This is a genomic window from Giesbergeria anulus, assembly GCF_900111115.1.
Lineage (GTDB): Bacteria > Pseudomonadota > Gammaproteobacteria > Burkholderiales > Burkholderiaceae_C > Simplicispira > Simplicispira anulus.
In genome coordinates, this window is sequence record NZ_FOGD01000015.1 from 11,229 (window position 1) to 28,889 (window position 17,661).

13 protein-coding genes are annotated in these 17,661 nt (G+C 59.4%); 11 read left to right on the top strand and 2 right to left on the bottom strand.

The features are described from left to right. Positions 1–14: 14 nt before the first annotated feature. From BMX55_RS14785 to paeA, 11 genes are all read left to right on the top strand, one after another. Entirely contained in the window at positions 15–1,370 is a 1,356-nt protein-coding gene (locus BMX55_RS14785) for an efflux RND transporter periplasmic adaptor subunit (RefSeq protein WP_091459029.1), read from the top strand. Then, complete coding sequence (locus BMX55_RS14790; RefSeq protein ID WP_091459031.1) at positions 1,367–2,110, top strand: ABC transporter ATP-binding protein; 744 nt, start codon at positions 1,367–1,369, stop codon at positions 2,108–2,110. The genes BMX55_RS14785 and BMX55_RS14790 overlap by 4 nt, the downstream gene beginning before the upstream one ends. Further along, positions 2,110–3,318, top strand: a complete 1,209-nt coding sequence (locus BMX55_RS14795; RefSeq protein WP_091459033.1) for an ABC transporter permease — start codon at positions 2,110–2,112, stop codon at positions 3,316–3,318. Before BMX55_RS14790 ends, BMX55_RS14795 begins: the two co-directional genes overlap by 1 nt. Positions 3,319–3,429: 111 nt before the next feature. Beyond that, positions 3,430–4,779: a branched-chain amino acid ABC transporter substrate-binding protein gene (locus BMX55_RS14800; RefSeq protein ID WP_091459035.1), complete on the top strand. Its 1,350-nt coding sequence runs from the start codon at positions 3,430–3,432 to the stop codon at positions 4,777–4,779. A gap of 270 nt (positions 4,780–5,049) precedes the next feature. Beyond that, entirely contained in the window at positions 5,050–6,369 is a 1,320-nt protein-coding gene (aceA, locus tag BMX55_RS14805) for an isocitrate lyase (protein WP_091459038.1), read from the top strand. A 237-nt stretch (positions 6,370–6,606) separates the two neighbouring features. Further along, positions 6,607–7,908, top strand: a complete 1,302-nt coding sequence (gene hemA / locus BMX55_RS14810; RefSeq protein ID WP_091459040.1) for a glutamyl-tRNA reductase — start codon at positions 6,607–6,609, stop codon at positions 7,906–7,908. Positions 7,909–8,013: 105 nt separating this feature from the next. Then, entirely contained in the window at positions 8,014–9,102 is a 1,089-nt protein-coding gene (gene prfA, locus BMX55_RS14815) for a peptide chain release factor 1 (RefSeq protein WP_091459042.1), read from the top strand. A gap of 16 nt (positions 9,103–9,118) precedes the next feature. Then, positions 9,119–9,964, top strand: a complete 846-nt coding sequence (prmC, locus tag BMX55_RS14820) for a peptide chain release factor N(5)-glutamine methyltransferase (protein WP_091459072.1) — start codon at positions 9,119–9,121, stop codon at positions 9,962–9,964. Between the two features lie 353 nt (positions 9,965–10,317). Continuing rightward, the gene (locus tag BMX55_RS14825) at positions 10,318–13,155 is read left to right on the top strand and encodes an ATP-binding protein (protein WP_177172925.1); all 2,838 of its coding nucleotides are present in this window, start codon (positions 10,318–10,320) and stop codon (positions 13,153–13,155) included. Positions 13,156–13,237: 82 nt separating this feature from the next. Then, a complete protein-coding gene (grxD, locus tag BMX55_RS14830) occupies positions 13,238–13,558 on the top strand; it encodes a Grx4 family monothiol glutaredoxin (RefSeq protein ID WP_091459046.1) in 321 nt (106 codons plus the stop codon). A 75-nt stretch (positions 13,559–13,633) separates the two neighbouring features. Beyond that, positions 13,634–14,941, top strand: a complete 1,308-nt coding sequence (gene paeA, locus BMX55_RS14835; protein ID WP_091459048.1) for a polyamine export protein PaeA — start codon at positions 13,634–13,636, stop codon at positions 14,939–14,941. A 255-nt stretch (positions 14,942–15,196) separates the two neighbouring features. Here paeA and BMX55_RS14840 read toward each other — a convergent pair whose 3' ends face one another. Together BMX55_RS14840 and BMX55_RS14845 are read right to left on the bottom strand one after the other, a co-directional pair. Beyond that, positions 15,197–15,877 carry a lytic transglycosylase domain-containing protein gene (locus tag BMX55_RS14840; RefSeq protein WP_091459050.1) on the bottom strand — a complete coding sequence of 227 codons (681 nt, stop codon included), beginning with the start codon at positions 15,875–15,877 and terminating at the stop codon, positions 15,197–15,199. Further along, positions 15,874–17,619, bottom strand: coding sequence for a proline--tRNA ligase (locus BMX55_RS14845; RefSeq protein WP_091459052.1), 1,746 nt, complete (start codon positions 17,617–17,619; stop codon positions 15,874–15,876). Before BMX55_RS14845 ends, BMX55_RS14840 begins: the two co-directional genes overlap by 4 nt. Between the last annotated feature and the right edge of the window lie 42 nt (positions 17,620–17,661).

Consider the following 17,661-nt stretch of genomic DNA (forward strand, 5'->3'; position numbering starts at 1 on the left):
TTTTGAATGCCGCTATGACCGCCCCTGACGCCCACACTCCCACCACCCCTTCGGCCCCCGCTACTGCCCCTGCGGCGGGCCTGCAAGCCCTGCTCGGCACTGGTGCCAGCCGCCGCTGGTGGCAGCGCGCCCCGCTGTGGCTAGGCTTGATCGCCATCGTATTGGCCGTACTGAGCTACCAATACTGGCAGCAGCGCCAGCAGGCCCAAGCCGCGCCGCGTTTTGTCACAGAAGAGCTGCGCCGGGGTGACATCACCTTGAGCGTAGCGGCCAACGGCACCTTGCAGCCCACGCGCTTGGTCACCATTGGCAGTGAACTGTCGGGCACGGTGCGCCGGGTGCTGGTGGATGTGAACGATCAGGTTAAAAAAGGCCAGTTGCTGGTAGAGTTAGACACCGCCAAGCTGTCGGCCCAAGTGCTGCGTTCACGCGCTTCGCTGGCCTCGGCCCATGCCCGGCTGGCCCAAGCCGCTGCCACGGTGCAAGAGGCCCGCGCCAATCTGGCCCGCCTCGAAGAGGTGGCACGGCTTTCGGGTGGCAAAGTGCCCTCCGAGGCTGAACTGGACACGGGCCGCGCCAACCTGACCCGCGCCCAAGCAGAAGAAACCAGCGCCAAGGCCAGCGTCGAAGATGCCAAAGCCGCCCTCTCTACTGACGAGACCAACTTGGGTAAAGCCTCCATCCGCTCTCCCATTGATGGCGTGGTGCTGTCACGCACCGTAGAGCCGGGCAATGCCGTGGCCGCCTCTTTGCAAGCCGTCACTTTGATGACCGTGGCTGAAGACCTCAAGCAACTCGAATTGCAAGTCAATGTGGATGAGGCCGATGTCGGTGCCGTGCAAGTAGGCCAGAAAGCCAGCTTTACTGTCAGCGCCTACCCCTCGCGTAAATACCCGGCCAAAATCACCCGCGTGGCTTATGGTTCCACCAAAACCGACAACGTTGTCACCTACATCACTTGGCTGGATGTAGACAACCAAGACCTGAGCCTGCGCCCCGGCATGACGGCAGCAGCCACCATCACCGCCACCGAGCGCACCGGGGTGTTGCTGGTGCCCAATACGGCTTTGCGCTTTACCCCCCGCAGCACGGACAGCGCCGACAAGCCCGCTGGTAGTGGTGGCGGTTTGGTGTCGCAACTGATGCCGCGTGCCCCGCGCACCCCAGGTCAAGGCGGGCGCAAAGCAGGCGAGGCGGGCAGCAGCGCGGGCAAGATGCGCCAAATTTGGCTGCTCAAAAACGGCGTGCCCGAAGCGGTGCAGGTGCGCGTGGGCATCAGCGATGGCCGCTTGACGGAAGTCAGCGCCGAGGGCTTAGAACCCGGCCAAGCCGTGATTACCGACCAGCGCAGCACCAAGGCCGCCCCATGAACACCAGCAGCACGGCGGCGCAGCCCCTGATCCGGCTGCGCGGCGTTACCAAAGTCTATGGCGAAGGGGCGCTGGCCTTTCAGGCCCTCAAAGGCGTGGATTTGGACATTGCCCAAGGCGATTTTGTGGCCATCATGGGGCCAAGTGGCTCCGGCAAATCCACCGCCATGAACACCCTAGGCTGTTTAGACCGGCCCACCACTGGCGAGTATCTGTTTCGGGGCGAGCATGTCGAGGCCCTGACCCGCGACCAGCGGGCGCTGCTGCGGCGGCGTTATTTTGGCTTTGTGTTCCAAGGCTTTAATTTGCTGGCGCGTACCTCAGCCCAAGAAAATGTCGAGCTGCCGCTGCTCTACCGGGGCGAAAAGGCCATCACCCGCCATGCCGCTGCACAGCGGGCGCTGGCCTCGGTGGGGCTGACTGGCTGGGAGGGCCACACCCCCGCCGAGTTGTCGGGCGGGCAGCAGCAGCGCGTGGCGATTGCGCGGGCCATCGTCACGCAACCAGCGGTTTTGTTGGCCGACGAGCCTACCGGCAACCTCGACACCCAGCGCAGCCACGAAATCATGGAGCTGCTTTGGCGGCTGAACCACGAGCAGGGCATTACGGTACTGATGGTGACGCACGAGCCAGACATGGCCGCCTATGCCCGGCGCATTGTGCATTTTGTCGATGGTCTGGTCGATAGCGATACGCCCAACGCACACCCGGCGGGGCTGCACGCCACAGAGAGTTCTTAATGCTGTTTAACACCTTGCTGCTGGCGCTGCGCTCCATCCGGCGCAACCTGATGCGCTCTTTTCTGACCATTCTGGGCATCGTGATTGGCGTCAGTGCCGTGATTACGATGGTGACGCTGGGCAATGGTGCCACGCTGGCGGTACAAAACCAAATTGCCGGGCTGGGCACCAATTTGCTGCAAGTGCGCCCCGGCCAGCGCATGGGGCCGGGTGCTGGCTCTGGCGGCGCGCCCTCGTTCAAAGATGTAGATGCCGATGCCATCGCGCAGCAAATTGGCGGCATTTTGGCCGTGGCCCCCGAAGGGCGCACCAACACCACCGTGGTAGCAGGCGGGCGCAACTGGACGAGCAGCGTGATTGGCAGCACCAACGCTTGGCTGCAAACGGGCAATTGGAGCGTGCGCTTGGGCCGAGAGTTTTCTGCCGACGAGCTGCGCGCCGGGGCAGCGGTTTGCCTGATTGGCGAAACCATCCGGCGCGAACTGTTTGGCAGCGGCGACGCTGTGGGCGGGCAATTGCGCGTCAAGCAAATGTCGTGCGAAATTGTCGGCGTGCTAGCCGCCAAAGGCCAAGGCGCTTTTGGCAATGACCAAGACGAGGTGGTGCTGCTGCCACTCAAAACGCTGCAACGGCGCGTCACGGGCAGCACGCGCGTGCAAACCTTGCTGGTCTCTATGCAAGATGACAGCGACCCGGAGCGCGTCAAGGCCAGCCTGACGCAACTGCTGCGTGAGCGGCGCAAGCTGGCCGCCGCCGACGAAAACAACTTCAACATCTTGGACACGCAGCAACTGGCCGAAACCATGTCGGGCACCACCAAGGTCATGACCATGCTGCTGGGCGCAGTGGCCGCCGTCAGTTTGCTGGTGGGGGGCATCGGCATCATGAATATCATGCTGGTGAGCGTGACCGAACGCACCCGCGAGATTGGCCTGCGCCTCGCCATTGGCGCACTGGAGCGCGAGGTGCTGTTGCAATTTTTGATCGAGGCCGTGGTGCTGGCCTGCTTGGGCGGCATCATCGGCATTGTGCTGGCTACCTGTGCTTCGGTGCTGCTGGCCGGGATGATGGATGTGCCCTATGTGTTCAACTTGGGCGTCAATGTGCTGTCGTTTGTGTTCTCGGCGGGCATTGGGGTGATATTTGGCTATTTTCCGGCCCGGCGTGCAGCGCGGCTCGATCCGATTGATGCCCTGCGCCACGAATAGGCACCGTATTGGCACAAAATTGCCCCCGCTGCCGGGCTAACATCGCACCACCTTTCCCCGTGGCCGCTGTAGGGCGGCCCGTCTCTTCTGATTGCCAAGAAAGCCCTTCCCATGCCTGCTTCGGTTCGTGCGCCCTTGTCTTCGTCTGTTGCCGCCTTGCGTGGCACCGTTGCCTCAGTGTTGGCAGCGTTGAGCCTAGCGGTCACTCCTGCCGCCTCTTGGGCGCAAGCAGCCCCCGCTCGCCCCGTGGCCCCGGCCAGCACGGCAGCCCCGATCAAGTTGGCGCTGATCGAAAGCCTCTCTGGCCCCTTTGCCAACACTGGCGAGGCCGTGTTCCGCAACATCGTTTGGGCGACCGAGCGCGTCAATGCGCGCGGTGGCGTGCAACTGCCAGCCAAAGCCGGTGGCCCGCGCCCGTTGGCCGTGCAACGCTATGACAGCAAAGGCCAGAACGAAGAAGCCCTGTCGGCCCTGCGCGCTGCCATTGACGATGGTGCCCGCATCATTTTGCAAGGCAACTCCTCGGCCACCGCTGCCGCGCTGATTGACGCCATCAACAAGCACAACAGCCGCGAGCCAGACAAGCGCGTGCTGTTTCTGAACTACTCTGCCGTCGATCCCGTTCTGACCAACGAAAAATGCAGCTTTTGGCATTTCCGTTTTGATGCCCATGCCGATATGCGCATGGCTGCTTTGATGGATGTGGTGCGTGCCGACACCGCCCTGAAAAGCGTGTACTTGATTGGTCAAGACTACAGCTTTGGTCAAGCCGTGCTGCGCGAGGCCAAACGCCAACTGGCCGCCCAACGCCCCGACGTGGCTATTGCCGGTGACGAGCTACACCCGGTGGGCCGCGTGAAAGATTTTGCCCCCTACGCCGTCAAAATTAAATCCAGCGGTGCCCAAGCGGTGATTACCGGCAACTGGGGCAACGACTTGACCTTGCTGGTCAAGGCGGCGCGCGAAGTCGGTTTTAACGGCAGCTTCTACACCTTTTATGGCAATGCCTTGGGTGCCCCAGCCGCCTTGGGCGATGCCGGTGTGGGCAAAGTGGTAGCCGTGGCCGATTGGCTTCCCAACGTGCCCGGTGCCGCCAGCGAAGGCTTTTACCAATCCTTCCGCCAGCGCTTCCCGCAGCCGCAAGATGATTATGTGCACATGCGGATGCAACTGATGGTCGAGACGCTGGCCCAATCCATTGAGCGTGCCACCAACACCGACACCGTGGCCGTGGCCCGGCAGATGGAAAACGCCAGCGTGCAACTGGCCGGGCGCAGCGGCACCATGCGCGCTGCTGACCACCAATTTCAGCAGTCGCTGGTGGTGGGCCTGATGGACAAGCAAGGCAGCCCCGGCGTTAAGTTTGATGTCGAAGGCTCAGGCTACGGCTTTCGCGTGCTGCGCGACATCCCCGCTGCCCAAACCCAGCAGCCGCACCACTGTACGATGCAGCGTCCCTGATGCCTGCATTTTCTTATAAGGCGGATAGTGATTTCTTATAGTGAAAAAATAAACGTGCTATGGCAGAAAAATTCTTCCATATCACGAAAATGTCATACCACTATGAGAAAAATAAACCCAAGCTATTGATTTTTATTGGCAAATTCTTATGTCTTGTATAAGACATAAGAATTGCGCAAGTCTTCTATAAGACTTAAAGTAAACCCCAATGGCCCAGCAATGCAAGCCAACCCTTTTTAACCCGTTTCAATCAACCCTTGGAGTTCACTCATGTCCCAAAACCTGACCCGCGAACAGCAAATTGCCGCCCTGGAAAAAGACTGGGCCGAAAACCCCCGTTGGAAGGGTGTCAAGCGTGGCTACAGCGCCGCTGACGTCGTGCGCCTGCGCGGCAGCCTGCAACCAGAATACACACTGGCCCAACGCGGTGCCAAGGTTCTCTGGGACAAGGTCAACGGCGGTGCCAAGAAGGGTTACGTCAACGCTTTTGGCGCTATCTCTGCTGGTCAAGCCATGCAGCAAGCCAAGGCTGGCCTCGAAGCCGTGTACCTGTCGGGCTGGCAAGTCGCCGCTGACGGCAACACCTCTGAGACCATGTACCCCGACCAGTCGCTGTACGCTTACGACTCGGTGCCCACCATGGTGCGTCGCATCAACAACACCTTCAAGCGCGCTGACGAAATCCAGTGGGGCCGTGGCATTAACCCCGGCGACGAAGGCTTCATCGACTACTTCCTGCCCATCGTGGCCGACGCTGAAGCCGGTTTTGGTGGCGTGCTCAATGCGTTTGAGCTGATGAAGAACATGATCAGCGCTGGTGCTGCTGGCGTTCACTTTGAAGACCAACTGGCTGCCGCCAAGAAGTGCGGCCACATGGGTGGCAAGGTGCTGGTTCCTACCCGTGAAGCCTGCGAAAAGCTCATCGCTGCCCGTTTTGCCGCTGACGTGATGGGCGTGCCCACCCTGATCTTGGCCCGTACCGACGCAGAAGCCGCCAACCTGATCACCTCCGACTACGACGAGAACGACAAGCCCTTCCTGACTGGCGAGCGCACCCAAGAAGGCTTCTTCCGCGTCAAGAACGGTCTGGAGCAATCCATCAGCCGTGGCGTCGCTTACGCTCCCTACGCTGACTTGGTGTGGTGCGAAACCGGTGTGCCAGACATCGGCTTTGCCCGCGAATTTGCCCAAGCTGTGCTGGCCGCCAACCCCGGCAAGCTGCTGTCGTACAACTGCTCGCCTTCCTTCAACTGGAAGAAGAACCTCAACGACAGCCAAATTGCTGCCTTCCAAGAAGAACTGTCGGCTCTGGGCTATAAGTACCAGTTCATCACGCTGGCTGGTATCCACATCAACTGGTACAACACCTTCCAGTTTGCCAAGGCCTACGCTGGCGGCGAAGGCATGAAGCACTACGTTGAAATGGTGCAAGAGCCAGAATTCGCAGCCCGCGAACAAGGTTACACCTTCGTGTCGCACCAACAAGAAGTGGGTACTGGTTACTTCGACGATGTGACCACCGTGATCCAAGGCGGCTCGTCCTCCGTCAAGGCTCTGACCGGTTCTACCGAAGAAGAACAGTTCCACTGATCTGCTAACTTCAAGCCTTCGTAAGGGGGCTTGAAGTGCAATGACAGTCAGCCACCCTGCGGGGTGGTTTTTTTTTGTGGAGTGTGTGTGCCGATATGGGTGGTTTGCAGAGTCCGGGAGTGGCATCGATAACCCCTAGACAGCAGCGGCGGTAGACATTGCTAGCGGTGGGGTAGGCGGGTTTGCGCACATAGCGCAGTTTGGGGGCTACAACAAAAATTTATAATCCCGGCCAATATGGCAGTCTGGGCTTTAGGCATCAACCACACCACCGCACCGCTCGACCTGCGTGGTCGCTTTGCGTTTGCGCTCGATCAGATCGCCCCCACCCTGCACGGCCTGCGTCAAGCGCTGGCCCCCGACAACCCCCAGCAGGGCATTGAGTCGGCCATTTTGTCCACCTGCAACCGCACTGAAATCTACTGCGCGGGTGATGCTCGCGTTTTAGATCGCACGTTTGGCTGGCTGGCCCACAGTGGTGGTGTCAGTCCAGATGTGCTGCGCTCACACTCCTATGTGCTGCAAAACGGCCCAGCGGCCCGCCATGCCTTCCGCGTGGCTAGCGGATTGGATTCGATGGTGCTGGGCGAGCCGCAAATTTTGGGCCAAATGAAAAGCGCCGTGCGCGCTGCTGAAGATGCAGGTGCTTTGGGCTCGACGCTCAACCAATTGTTCCAGCGCAGCTTTGCTGTGGCCAAAGAGGTACGCACCTCTACCGAAATTGGTGCCCATTCCATCAGCATGGCTGCTGCCGCTGTGCGGCTGGCTAGCCAGTTGTTTGAGGATTTGGCCCGCACCAAGGTGCTGTTTGTCGGCGCTGGTGAGATGATTGAACTCACGGCTACGCACTTTGCTGCCCGCAGCCCGCAAGCCATCGCCATTGCCAACCGTACGCTAGAGCGTGGTGAAAAACTCGCCACCCGCTTTGGTGGCGAGGTGATGCGGCTGGCTGACCTGCCTGAGCGCCTGCACGAGTTTGATATTGTCGTCAGTTGCACCGCAAGCAGCTTGCCCATTGTCGGTTTGGGTGCAGTAGAGCGGGCCTTAAAAAAGCGCCGCCATCGCCCGATGTTCATGGTCGATTTGGCAGTGCCACGCGACATTGAACCCGAAGTCAAAGCGCTGGAAGATGTGTACCTCTACACCGTCGATGATTTAGCTACCGTGGTGCAAACCGCCCAAGCCAACCGCCAAGCGGCGGTAGCCCAAGCCGAAGCCATCATTGATGCGGGGGTGCTTAGTTTCATGCACTGGCTCGATGAGCGCGACCCGCAGCATGGCGTGGTGCCCTTGATCCAGCAAATCCAAGCCCAAACCGAAGCGTGGCAGGCGGCTGAGATTGCCCGCGCCCAAAAGCGCCTAGCGCAGGGCGAAGATGTCCAAACAGTGCTTGATGCCTTGGCGCGCGGTCTGACTAACAAGATGCTGCACGGCACCTTGGCCGAACTGCACGCCGGAGATGCCGCTACCCGCGAGCAAACGGCGCGCACCGTCTCGCGTCTGTTTCTGCGCCAACAGCAAGGCCCTAGCCGCCGTTAGCGGCGTTGCTTGCGCCACCGTGGCGGCACTTTCTGTTGGTGTTGGCGGCCACCCTTTCCTGATACTGCAAGCGTCCTCGATGGCGCTGCCCCTTCAAATTTTCCCATGAAACCTTTTCTGAGAAGCCAGTTGGAGCGTTATGCCCAGCGCCTAGGCGAGCTGGACTTTTTGCTCTCGCGCGATGACATCATGGCCGATATGGCCCAATACCGCGTGCTCTCGCGTGAACACGCCGAAGTGACAGCCATTGCCGGACGTTACCGGCGCTACCAGCAGCGCGAAAACGATCTGGCCGGGGCGCAAGAGATGCTCTCTGACCCGGATATGGCCGAGATGGCGCAAGAAGAAATCACCAGCGCCCAAGCCGAGTTGGTGCAACTTGAAGACGAATTGCAACGCCTGCTGCTGCCCAAAGACCCGGACGATGCCCGCAACGCCTTTTTAGAAATCCGCGCCGGTACCGGCGGCGACGAGTCGGCGCTGTTTGCCGGGGATTTGGCCCGCATGTACATGCGCTATGCCGCCAATGTCGGTTGGAAAGTCGAGACCGTGAGCGAAAACGCCGCCGAACTGGGCGGCTACAAAGAAATTGTGTTGCGCATGGTGGGCGATAACGTCTATGGCGCGCTCAAGTTTGAATCGGGCGGCCACCGCGTGCAACGTGTGCCTGCCACCGAAACCCAAGGCCGCATCCACACCAGCGCCTGCACCGTGGCGGTAATGCCTGAGCCAGATGAGACCGAAGCCATCAAGCTCAACCCGGCTGATTTGCGCATCGATACCTTTCGCGCCAGTGGTGCGGGCGGCCAACACATCAACAAAACCGATTCTGCCGTGCGTGTGGTTCACTTGCCCACCGGCATCGTTGCTGAATGCCAAGATGGCCGCAGCCAGCACAGCAACAAAGCCAAAGCCTTGCAAGTGCTGCAAGCGCGTATCCAAGAAAAAGAACGCAGTGAGCGTGCCGCCAAAGAAGCCGCCTTGCGCAAGGGCCTGATTGGCAGCGGCGACCGCAGCGACCGCATCCGCACTTACAACTTTCCACAAGGCCGCCTGACCGACCACCGCATCAACCTGACGCTGTACAAGCTGCTCTATGTGATGGAAGGCGACTTGGGCGATGTGCTGCAAGCCCTGCAACATGCCCACGAGGCCGAGCAGTTGGCCGAATTAGAAGCTGCTCATTTGGGCTGAAATGGTAGCCGTAGCCATGTCTGCTTTGCCGCTGCCAACTCTGGTCGATGCCCTGAACTATGCCCGCACCCAAGGGCTGGCGCGCATTGATGCCCAAATGCTGCTATTGCACACGCTGGGCCGCCCGGTGCATGATCGGGCTTGGCTGCTGGCCCACGACACCGACGTTTTGCCAGCAGCCGTTAGTGCTGCGTTTCAGGCCCTGTGCCAGCGCCGCGCTGCGGGGGAGCCGGTGGCCTACCTGACTGGCATCAAAGAGTTTTACGGCCTGCCTTTGCAAGTGGATGCGCGCGTGCTCGATCCGCGCCCCGATACCGAAATTTTGGTCGATTGGGCCTTGGAAGTGTTGCCGACCAGCACCGTCGCCCCCCAAGTGCTGGATTTGGGCACTGGCAGCGGTGCCATTGCCTTGGCGCTGCAACACCAGCGCCCTGATGCCCAAGTGCTGGCGCTGGATGCCAGCCAAGACGCCTTAACCGTGGCCCAAGCCAATGCCCAGCGCTTGGGGTTGGCGGTGCAGTTTCAGCAGGGCCACTGGCTGCAAGGGGTGAGCGGCCTGTTTGATGCCATCGTTTCTAACCCGCCCTATATTGCCAGTGCTGATCCGCATTTAGCGGCCTTACAGCACGAGCCGCTGCAAGCCTTGGCCAGTGGCCCCGATGGGCTGGACGACATCCGGCAGATTGTGGCCCAAGCACCTGTACACCTGCTCCCCGGTGGCTGGCTGCTGCTAGAGCATGGTTGGGATCAGGCCGCCAGCGTGCGTGCCTTGTTGGCGGCAGTGGGGCTGTGTGAGGTGCAAACGCGCTGCGATTTGGCAGGCACCGAGCGTTGCACTGGCGCACGGCGTGCTTTGGCCTAGTAGACAAAAGAGTCACCGTTGCCAGCGGCTGGCTTGATCTGGCCGTGATTCTCGATTGGTGCGTGCCAGCCCTAGCCAGGCCTGTTCATTGCCGACTACATCGTGAACGTCTACAACGCCCAGCGGTTGCATTCGAGTCTGGGCTACGTTGCACCCAGCGAGTTTGAAAAACTTCGCACTACAAGTTTCCTGCAAACACACTGGTCCACTTTTTTTCTTATCCGTTTGATCTAAGAAACTCGACCCTGACAATGTGTGGTGGCCCAAGGTAAAAAGCCATATTGGCTCCGAACAGATAATGGGAGCGCGCTCTAATGAGCCGGTTTCCGATACGATTTTCCACCTTTTGTTCCATGCCACCTCCTGTTTTGCCTTCGTCGGTGCCTTCTCTTGTCACTGCGGTAACGACCATGGCACGTTGGCATCAGGCATGGACTGGCTCCTTGCGCTTTCGGTTGTGGGTGCTGGGATTGGTGCCGCTGCTGGTGGTGTTTCCGATTGTGATTGGTGTGCTGGTGTGGGTGGGCGGTGCACAGGCCAACCACTTGCTGCTGTTAACTTTGCGTGGCAATTTGGCGGGTAGCCACAATTATCTCAACCAAGTGAAAACCGATGTCGGCTGGCGCGTAGAGCAACTGGTCAAGACAGAGCGGCTCAACCAGCTCATCCGCGATCATGCACCGCAAAAAGACATCAACGAAGCCTTGACCACGGCAGCCAAGGGCGGCAGGTTGGATTTTTTACTCATTGCCAGTGCTGATGGCACGGTACTTGGCTCCAGTAGCGGGGTAGCCAGAGGCAGCGTGCTGCCACCATCGTATGTGGTGCGTCAGGCCCAGATGGGGGTGGCCAGTGCAGCTTATGAGCACTTTAAATGGGCGGCATTGGCCGCTTTTTCCACCGAATTTTCTGACCGATTGTTCTTGCCTGCACCATCACCGGAGCGAGCACCGGCCCTGCTGCAAGGCTTGCTTATCAATGCGGCAGCCCATTTTCCGCTGGCCGTCAATGACCCAGACGTGATACTAGTAGGCGGCATTTTGCTCAACCAGAACGCAGCGTTGATGGAGCATATGCGCGAGTTGATTTTCCCGGTAGGGATGTTGCCCGACGACACCCAAGGCATAGTTACCCTTTTTATGGATGGGGTGCGTATTGCCGCTAGTGCGCACCGTGGTGCCGATGCCGCCGGGGCCGTAGTCCAACCCGAAGTGCTAGAACGGGTGCTCCAGCAAGGCGAGACTTGGCTGGGCCAAGTAGTGTTAGCCGACCAATCGTATTTGGCCGGATATGACGCCATCCTCGATGGCCACGGCCAACGCATTGGCCTGATTGGTGTGGGCTTTCCCTATCACCCCTACCAGCGGGTGATGAGCGTGTTACTGATGCTCGTCGCTGGCCTGCTGGCGCTAGCCATGTTGGTGTTGTCTGTGCTGTTTTTGCGTGCGGGTCGGATGCTGACGACGCGCTTGCGCGCCATCACTAGCACGATGGTGGCTGTGGGTCAGGGAGATCGCACTGCCCGGGTCGGAGTGCCCCAGTACGACGATGAACTGGGTCAGCTCATGCGCCATTTTGATGCCTTATTGGACACCATCGCCCGCCAAGCGGCCGAGCAAGAGGTGGCCCAGCACCATATTGCCGAAGAAGCCTCGCGCCGCCGGGCGCTGTTTGAGCATGAGCGCGATGGCGTGCTGGTGCTCAACCCCGATGGCAGCGTATTTGAGGCCAACCCACGGGCAGCGGCCTTGCTGGGCTGTAACACTGCCATGATGCAGCAGATGCACCTGCACGACTGGGATGCCCATTACAGCCGTGCAGAAGTAACAGCCTTGCTCAATGAGGTCGGTGAGGATGGCCGGTTTCTTGAAACCTTGCTGCGTCGCAGTGATGACAGCACCTTTCCGGCAGAGTTGAGCATCAGCCGAGTGCGTTGGAGTGATCGCACCTTTGTGCTGGTGCTGCTGCGTGATATTACCGAGCGCCACGCCATCCAGACAGAACTAGAACTGTACCGGCTCGATCTAGAGCGGCTGGTGGTGCATCGCACCAAGGAGCTACAAGACCGCTCTGAGCAGCTCAATACCATTTTTGCCCTCAGTCCCGATGGCTTTGTGCTGTTCAACCGGCGGCGCAAGGTGGCTTTTGCCAATCGGGCTTTTTTGCATATGCTGGGTTTAGAGTCAGAGCAGGTCATTGGCTTGGATGAAGACGATTTTTCTACCTTACTGGCGCAAAAATCATTGGCCCAAGCGCGTTTTCCGACCGTGGCTGCGCTGCGGGCAGCATACAAGAGCCGTCGCCAGTCGGAGGCACAGCACCAAACCAGTAACGACCACGAACTGCACCGATTGTTTGAGCTGGCCGCTCCAGCCCACCGGATGATTGAGGTGCTCATTCGCTTGTCAGAGACCGCCACAGTCTCGCAAATTTTGTATTTCCGTGATGTCACCCATGAGACTGAGGTGGATCGCATGAAAAGTGAGTTTCTGTCTACGGCGGCCCATGAGTTGCGCACGCCCATGACCAGCGTTTATGGCTATGTTGAATTGCTGCGCATGCGTGAGTTTGACGCGCCCAAGCGCAACCAGCTACTAGAGACTGTTTCGCGTCAGTCCGAGCTGATGTCTTCCATCATCAATGAGTTGTTGGATTTGGCACGCATTGAATCGCGCCGAGGCAAAGACTTTGTGGTGGAGCGGGTGGCCTTGCAGGAGGTGCTGGCCGAAGTGGTGGCAGGCTACAAGCCACCAGCAGAACGCCATGCCCCGGTATTGCCCCAGAGCGATGTGCCCTTGTGGGTGCAGGTTGACCGCAAAAAACTACAGCAAGCCCTGCTCAATATCTTGTCCAATGCCTACAAGTACTCGCCACAAGGGGGTCAAGTGCAACTGCACTACTGCCATGCCCATACCGAGGCGCAGGGGGCTCAGGTGGGTGTGCAGGTGCAAGACGACGGTATCGGCATGACCCCAGAACAACTTAACCGAGTTTGTGAGCGTTTTTACCGCGCTGATTCCTCCGGGCAGATTCAGGGCACCGGGCTGGGCATGAGCATTGTGAAAGAAATTGTCGAGCTGAGTGGTGGCCATTTGCAAATAGACAGCACCTTGGGGGCGGGCACCACTGTTACGCTGTGGCTGCCTGCGGCACCACCGCTGCTGGGCACTGAAACCACACCGCCAGCATGACCAGCCTGTGGCTTTGGCCCTCTGGGTGGGGCAACAGTGAAATAATCGCGCATCTTTTAGCAGACACAGAGAAACTTTTCCCATGAGCGACACCCAACAACGCATTGATACCTTGGTCAAGTCCAGCAACGTTTTGCTGTTCATGAAAGGCACCGCCAGCTTTCCGCAGTGCGGCTTTTCGGGCCGTGCCATCCAGATTTTGAAGGCTTGCGGCGTAGACCCCAAAGCGGTGGTTACCGTCAACGTGCTCGAAGATGACGCCATCCGCCAAGGCATTAAAGAATATAGCCAGTGGCCCACTATTCCGCAGCTCTACATCAAGGGCGAGTTTATTGGTGGCTCCGACATCATGATGGAGATGTACGAGTCGGGCGAGTTGCAGCAGGTTCTGAACCCAGCCTAAGCTGCGCTAGCCGCAGCCCGGCTACACTGGCGTGGTGGCATACGGCCCGGCACATCCTGTGTTTCTGCCCCGATCATGCTTTACCACTTTCTGTTTATTGCTGCGCTGGTGGCTACCAGCGCATTCTTCTCTGCCGCCGAGATTTCTCTGGCGGCTTCGCGGCGCTTGCGCCTGCGCCAAATGGCCGACGATGGTGATACCCGTGCGGCACGGGTATTGCGCACCCAAGAGCAGCCGGGGGATTATTTCACCGTGGTGCAAATTGGCCAGAACGCCGTGGCTATTTTGGGCGGTATTGTGGGTGAAGGGGCCCTTAGCCCCTACCTGACGGCTTTTTTTGGCTGGTGGTTGCCAGTCGCGGCAGCAGAAACGGCCGGTTTTTTGGTGTCGTTCCTGCTCATCACCTCGCTGTTTATCTTGTTGTCGGACTTGCTGCCCAAGCGCTTGGGCATGGCCGAGCCCGAACGGCTGGCCTTGCGCTTGCACGCACCCATGCTGCTGTGCATGACTTTGCTGCGCCCGCTGGTGTGGTTTTACAGCCGCTGTGCTGATGCCCTGTTTCGGCTGCTGGGTTTGTCGTCCTTGCGTGATGAGCGCATCACCTCCGACGACATTTTGGCGATGATGGAGGCGGGCACCCAAGCAGGGGTGCTGGCGGCCAGCGAGCAGCAGGTGATTACCAATGTGTTTGAGCTCGATACGCGCATGGTCAGCAGCGCGATGTCGCAGCGTGAGCGCATTTCGTTTTTTCGTCGTGATGAATCTGATGCCGTGATTCGGCTGCGCATTGCCGCCGAGCCTTTCTCAACCTACCCAGTTTGCGAGGGCGATATCGACCACGTGGTGGGCTATGTCGATGCCAAAGACCTGTTTCAGCGTGTGCTCAATAACCAGCCCATTTCTTTGCAAGACGATAGCCTCGTGCGCAAGGTGCTGGTCATGCCCGACCGCCTGACCTTGGCCGAGGTGCTGACCCAGTTTCGCCAAGCCCACGAAGATTTTGCCATCCTCGTTAATGAATACAGTTTGGTGGTGGGGCTGGTCACGCTCAATGATGTGATGAGTACGGTGATGGGCGATTTGGTCTCGCCCTTTGATGAGGAGCAAATTATTCGGCGCGATGCCGATTCTTGGCTCATTGACGGGGTCACGCCTATTGGCGATGTGCTGCGCGCACTCAACTTAGACGAGTTGCCCCACGCCGGAGATTATGAAACCTTGGCCGGGTTTTTGATGGTGATGCTGCGCCGCGTGCCCCGGCGCACCGACAGCGTCAGTTGGGGCGGCTACAAGTTTGAAGTGTTGGACGTGGACAGCTACCGCATTGACCAAGTGATGGTGTCGCGCGCGTTGTCGGTTCATTCGTCAGAACCGGTTAAGTAAAAAGCCGACCAGAAAAATGGATGTAGGTAGCGCGCCCGTAGCCGGTTTTGTGCCTCGCGCAGGGCTTTGGGTTTACTAACCCCTGCGGCCAGCTATCAGCATTCGACTGGCACATACCACCACTGTGGCGGTATGTTTGTGCATCTCGTCATTCCCTTGTATCGCGTCCACAAAAGATATTTATCAAAGTGCATTTTTTGCAAATATTTTATAAGCAGGCTAAACATCAAGAAGAACGTAGAAATTTTTTCTTGCTTAAGCTCCTAGGTTACCTGCGCCGTTAAAAATCCAGTTGCGCTGTGCGGTAAACACCGCATTAGGATAGGGGTCGCGGCCCCGGCTGCCGTTGTAACGGCCCAGCGCCATGAACACATCGCCGCGCTCGCGTTCTAGGTAGTGGCGCAAAATCACGCAGCCAAAGCGCAGATTGGTCTGCATATGAAACAGCTTGCCGGGGTCTCCATCGCCAATCACCCGTGTCCAAAAGGGCATGACCTGCATATAGCCGCGCGCCCCAACGCTGGAGATGGCAAATTTGCGAAAGGCGCTTTCTACTTGGATCAGCCCCAGCACCAGCGATACATCCAGCCCGGCCCGTTTGCTTTCGTACCATGCCGTTTGCAGAAAATCGCGGCGTACTTCCAGATCGGGTTTGCGGCTGCGCAGGCGCTCGCTCATAGCGGTCATCCAGTGCAGATAGCCCAAGCGGGCCTCAGTGGAGGGAAACTCCGGCTCCGGCGGCGCTTGGTTGAGCACGGCAGAACTCAGGGCGGTGCGCACTGAGTCCATCAGCGGCTCTTCCATTTGCCCGCCAGCGTGGGCTGGCGTAGGGCTGCCCAGCCACAGCGCTGGTGCCGCCACCAGCGCCCCCAAAGAGGCCAAGCTGGCGCGGCGCGACACCCCGCCGACACTAGCAGTGTCCCAGCGGGTGCTCATACGCCCAGTTGGCCTTTGAGGTGGGCCAAAACGTCAGTGGTGGCAATTTTGGTGGCAGTGGTGTCGCGGCGGTGTTGGTACTCCACCACGCCTTCTTTCAGGCCCCGATCCCCAATAGTGATGCGGTGCGGCACGCCAATCAGCTCCCAGTCGGCAAACATCGCGCCAGGACGCTCGCCCCGGTCGTCCAGCATCACGTCGATACCTTCGGCCAGCAATTGGGCGTAGAGGGCCTCGGCAGCCTCCTTGACGGCTGGAAAGCGGTCTGGGGTGATGGGGCACAGCACCACGGTGAACGGGGCGATGGCATCGGGCCAGATGATGCCGCGCTCGTCGTGGTTTTGTTCGATGGCAGCGGCGGGCAGGCGCGTGATGCCGATACCGTAGCAGCCCATCTCAAAAAAGGCGGGCTTGCCATCTTCGGCCAGAAAGGTGGCGTTCATGGCCTTGGAGTATTTGGTGCCGAGGTAGAACACATGGCCCACTTCAATGCCACGTTCAATTGCCAGTTCGCCTTGGCCGTCAGGAGACTTGTCTCCGGCCACCACATTGCGCAAGTCCATTACCAACTCAGGTTCGGGCAGGTCGCGGCCCCAGTTGACGCCGGTGGTATGAAGATCGACCACATTGGCACCGCAAATCCAGTCGGCCAGCACCGCCACTTCGCGGTCTACCACCAGCTTGACCGGTTTTTGCAGCGTCAGTGGCCCCAGATAACCCGGCTCACAACCAAAATGCTCAACGATCTCGGCGGTAGAGGCAAAACGGAAGCCTTGGTCTAAACCGGGCACCTTGGCCACTTTGATCTCGTTCATCTCGTGGTCGCCGCGCAGCAGCAGCAGCCAAACTTGGCTCTTCACGATCTCGCCCTGCTCGTTGAGCTGATCGGTAGCCAAGACGATGGACTTGACGGTTTGTTGCAGAGGCACACCCAGCAAAATGGCGACATCGGCACAGGCTGTCTTGCTGGGGGTGGGCACTTGGGTCAGGGGTTGGCTGGCGGCTGGGCGCGATTGGGTGGGGGCCAGCGCTTCAGCCTTTTCGATGTTGGCGGCGTAGTCGCTGTTGGGGCAGTAGACGATGGCGTCTTCGCCGGTGGCGGCAATCACTTGGAATTCTTCGCTCAGGTCGCCACCGATGGCACCGCTGTCGGCGGCCACGGCGCGGTAGGTCAGGCCAAAGCGGTCGAAAATACGGCGGTAGGCGGCAGCCATCACTTGGTAGCTGGCTTTGGCGCTGGTTTGGTCGCGGTCAAAGCTGTAGGCATCCTTCATGACAAATTCGCGCCCGCGCATCAGGCCAAAGCGGGGGCGGCGCTCGTCGCGGAACTTGGTTTGAATTTGGTACAGGTTTTTAGGCAACTGCTTGTAGCTGCGCAGCTCTTGGCGGGCGATGTCGGTTACTACCTCCTCGCTGGTGGGCTGAATGACGAAATCGCGGCCATGCCGGTCGCGGATACGCATCATCTCTGGCCCCATTTTGTCAAAGCGGCCTGTTTCTTGCCACAACTCGGCGGGTTGCACCACTGGCATGGTCAGTTCGACGGCCCCGGCGCGGTTCATTTCTTCGCGCACGATGGCCTCGACCTTGCGCACTACGCGCAGGCCCATGGGCATGTAGTTGTAAATGCCAGCGCCGAGCTTTTTGATCATGCCCGCACGGGTCATGAGCTGGTGGCTTACCACTTCAGCATCGGCGGGGGCTTCTTTGAGGGTGGAAATGAGGAACTGGGAGGCTTTCATTGCAATGCGGCTGGCCCATAGGACAAGCTCCCCTTGTGGCGT

Coding starts and splice junctions, on each gene's coding strand:
- BMX55_RS14785 (WP_091459029.1), top strand. CDS start 15: ATGACCGCCCCTGACGCCCACACTCCCACCACCCCTTCGGCCCCCGCT.
- BMX55_RS14790 (WP_091459031.1), top strand. CDS start 1,367: ATGAACACCAGCAGCACGGCGGCGCAGCCCCTGATCCGGCTGCGCGGC.
- BMX55_RS14795 (WP_091459033.1), top strand. CDS start 2,110: ATGCTGTTTAACACCTTGCTGCTGGCGCTGCGCTCCATCCGGCGCAAC.
- BMX55_RS14800 (WP_091459035.1), top strand. CDS start 3,430: ATGCCTGCTTCGGTTCGTGCGCCCTTGTCTTCGTCTGTTGCCGCCTTG.
- aceA (WP_091459038.1), top strand. CDS start 5,050: ATGTCCCAAAACCTGACCCGCGAACAGCAAATTGCCGCCCTGGAAAAA.
- hemA (WP_091459040.1), top strand. CDS start 6,607: ATGGCAGTCTGGGCTTTAGGCATCAACCACACCACCGCACCGCTCGAC.
- prfA (WP_091459042.1), top strand. CDS start 8,014: ATGAAACCTTTTCTGAGAAGCCAGTTGGAGCGTTATGCCCAGCGCCTA.
- prmC (WP_091459072.1), top strand. CDS start 9,119: ATGTCTGCTTTGCCGCTGCCAACTCTGGTCGATGCCCTGAACTATGCC.
- BMX55_RS14825 (WP_177172925.1), top strand. CDS start 10,318: ATGCCACCTCCTGTTTTGCCTTCGTCGGTGCCTTCTCTTGTCACTGCG.
- grxD (WP_091459046.1), top strand. CDS start 13,238: ATGAGCGACACCCAACAACGCATTGATACCTTGGTCAAGTCCAGCAAC.
- paeA (WP_091459048.1), top strand. CDS start 13,634: ATGCTTTACCACTTTCTGTTTATTGCTGCGCTGGTGGCTACCAGCGCA.
- BMX55_RS14840 (WP_091459050.1), bottom strand. CDS start 15,877: ATGAGCACCCGCTGGGACACTGCTAGTGTCGGCGGGGTGTCGCGCCGC.
- BMX55_RS14845 (WP_091459052.1), bottom strand. CDS start 17,619: ATGAAAGCCTCCCAGTTCCTCATTTCCACCCTCAAAGAAGCCCCCGCC.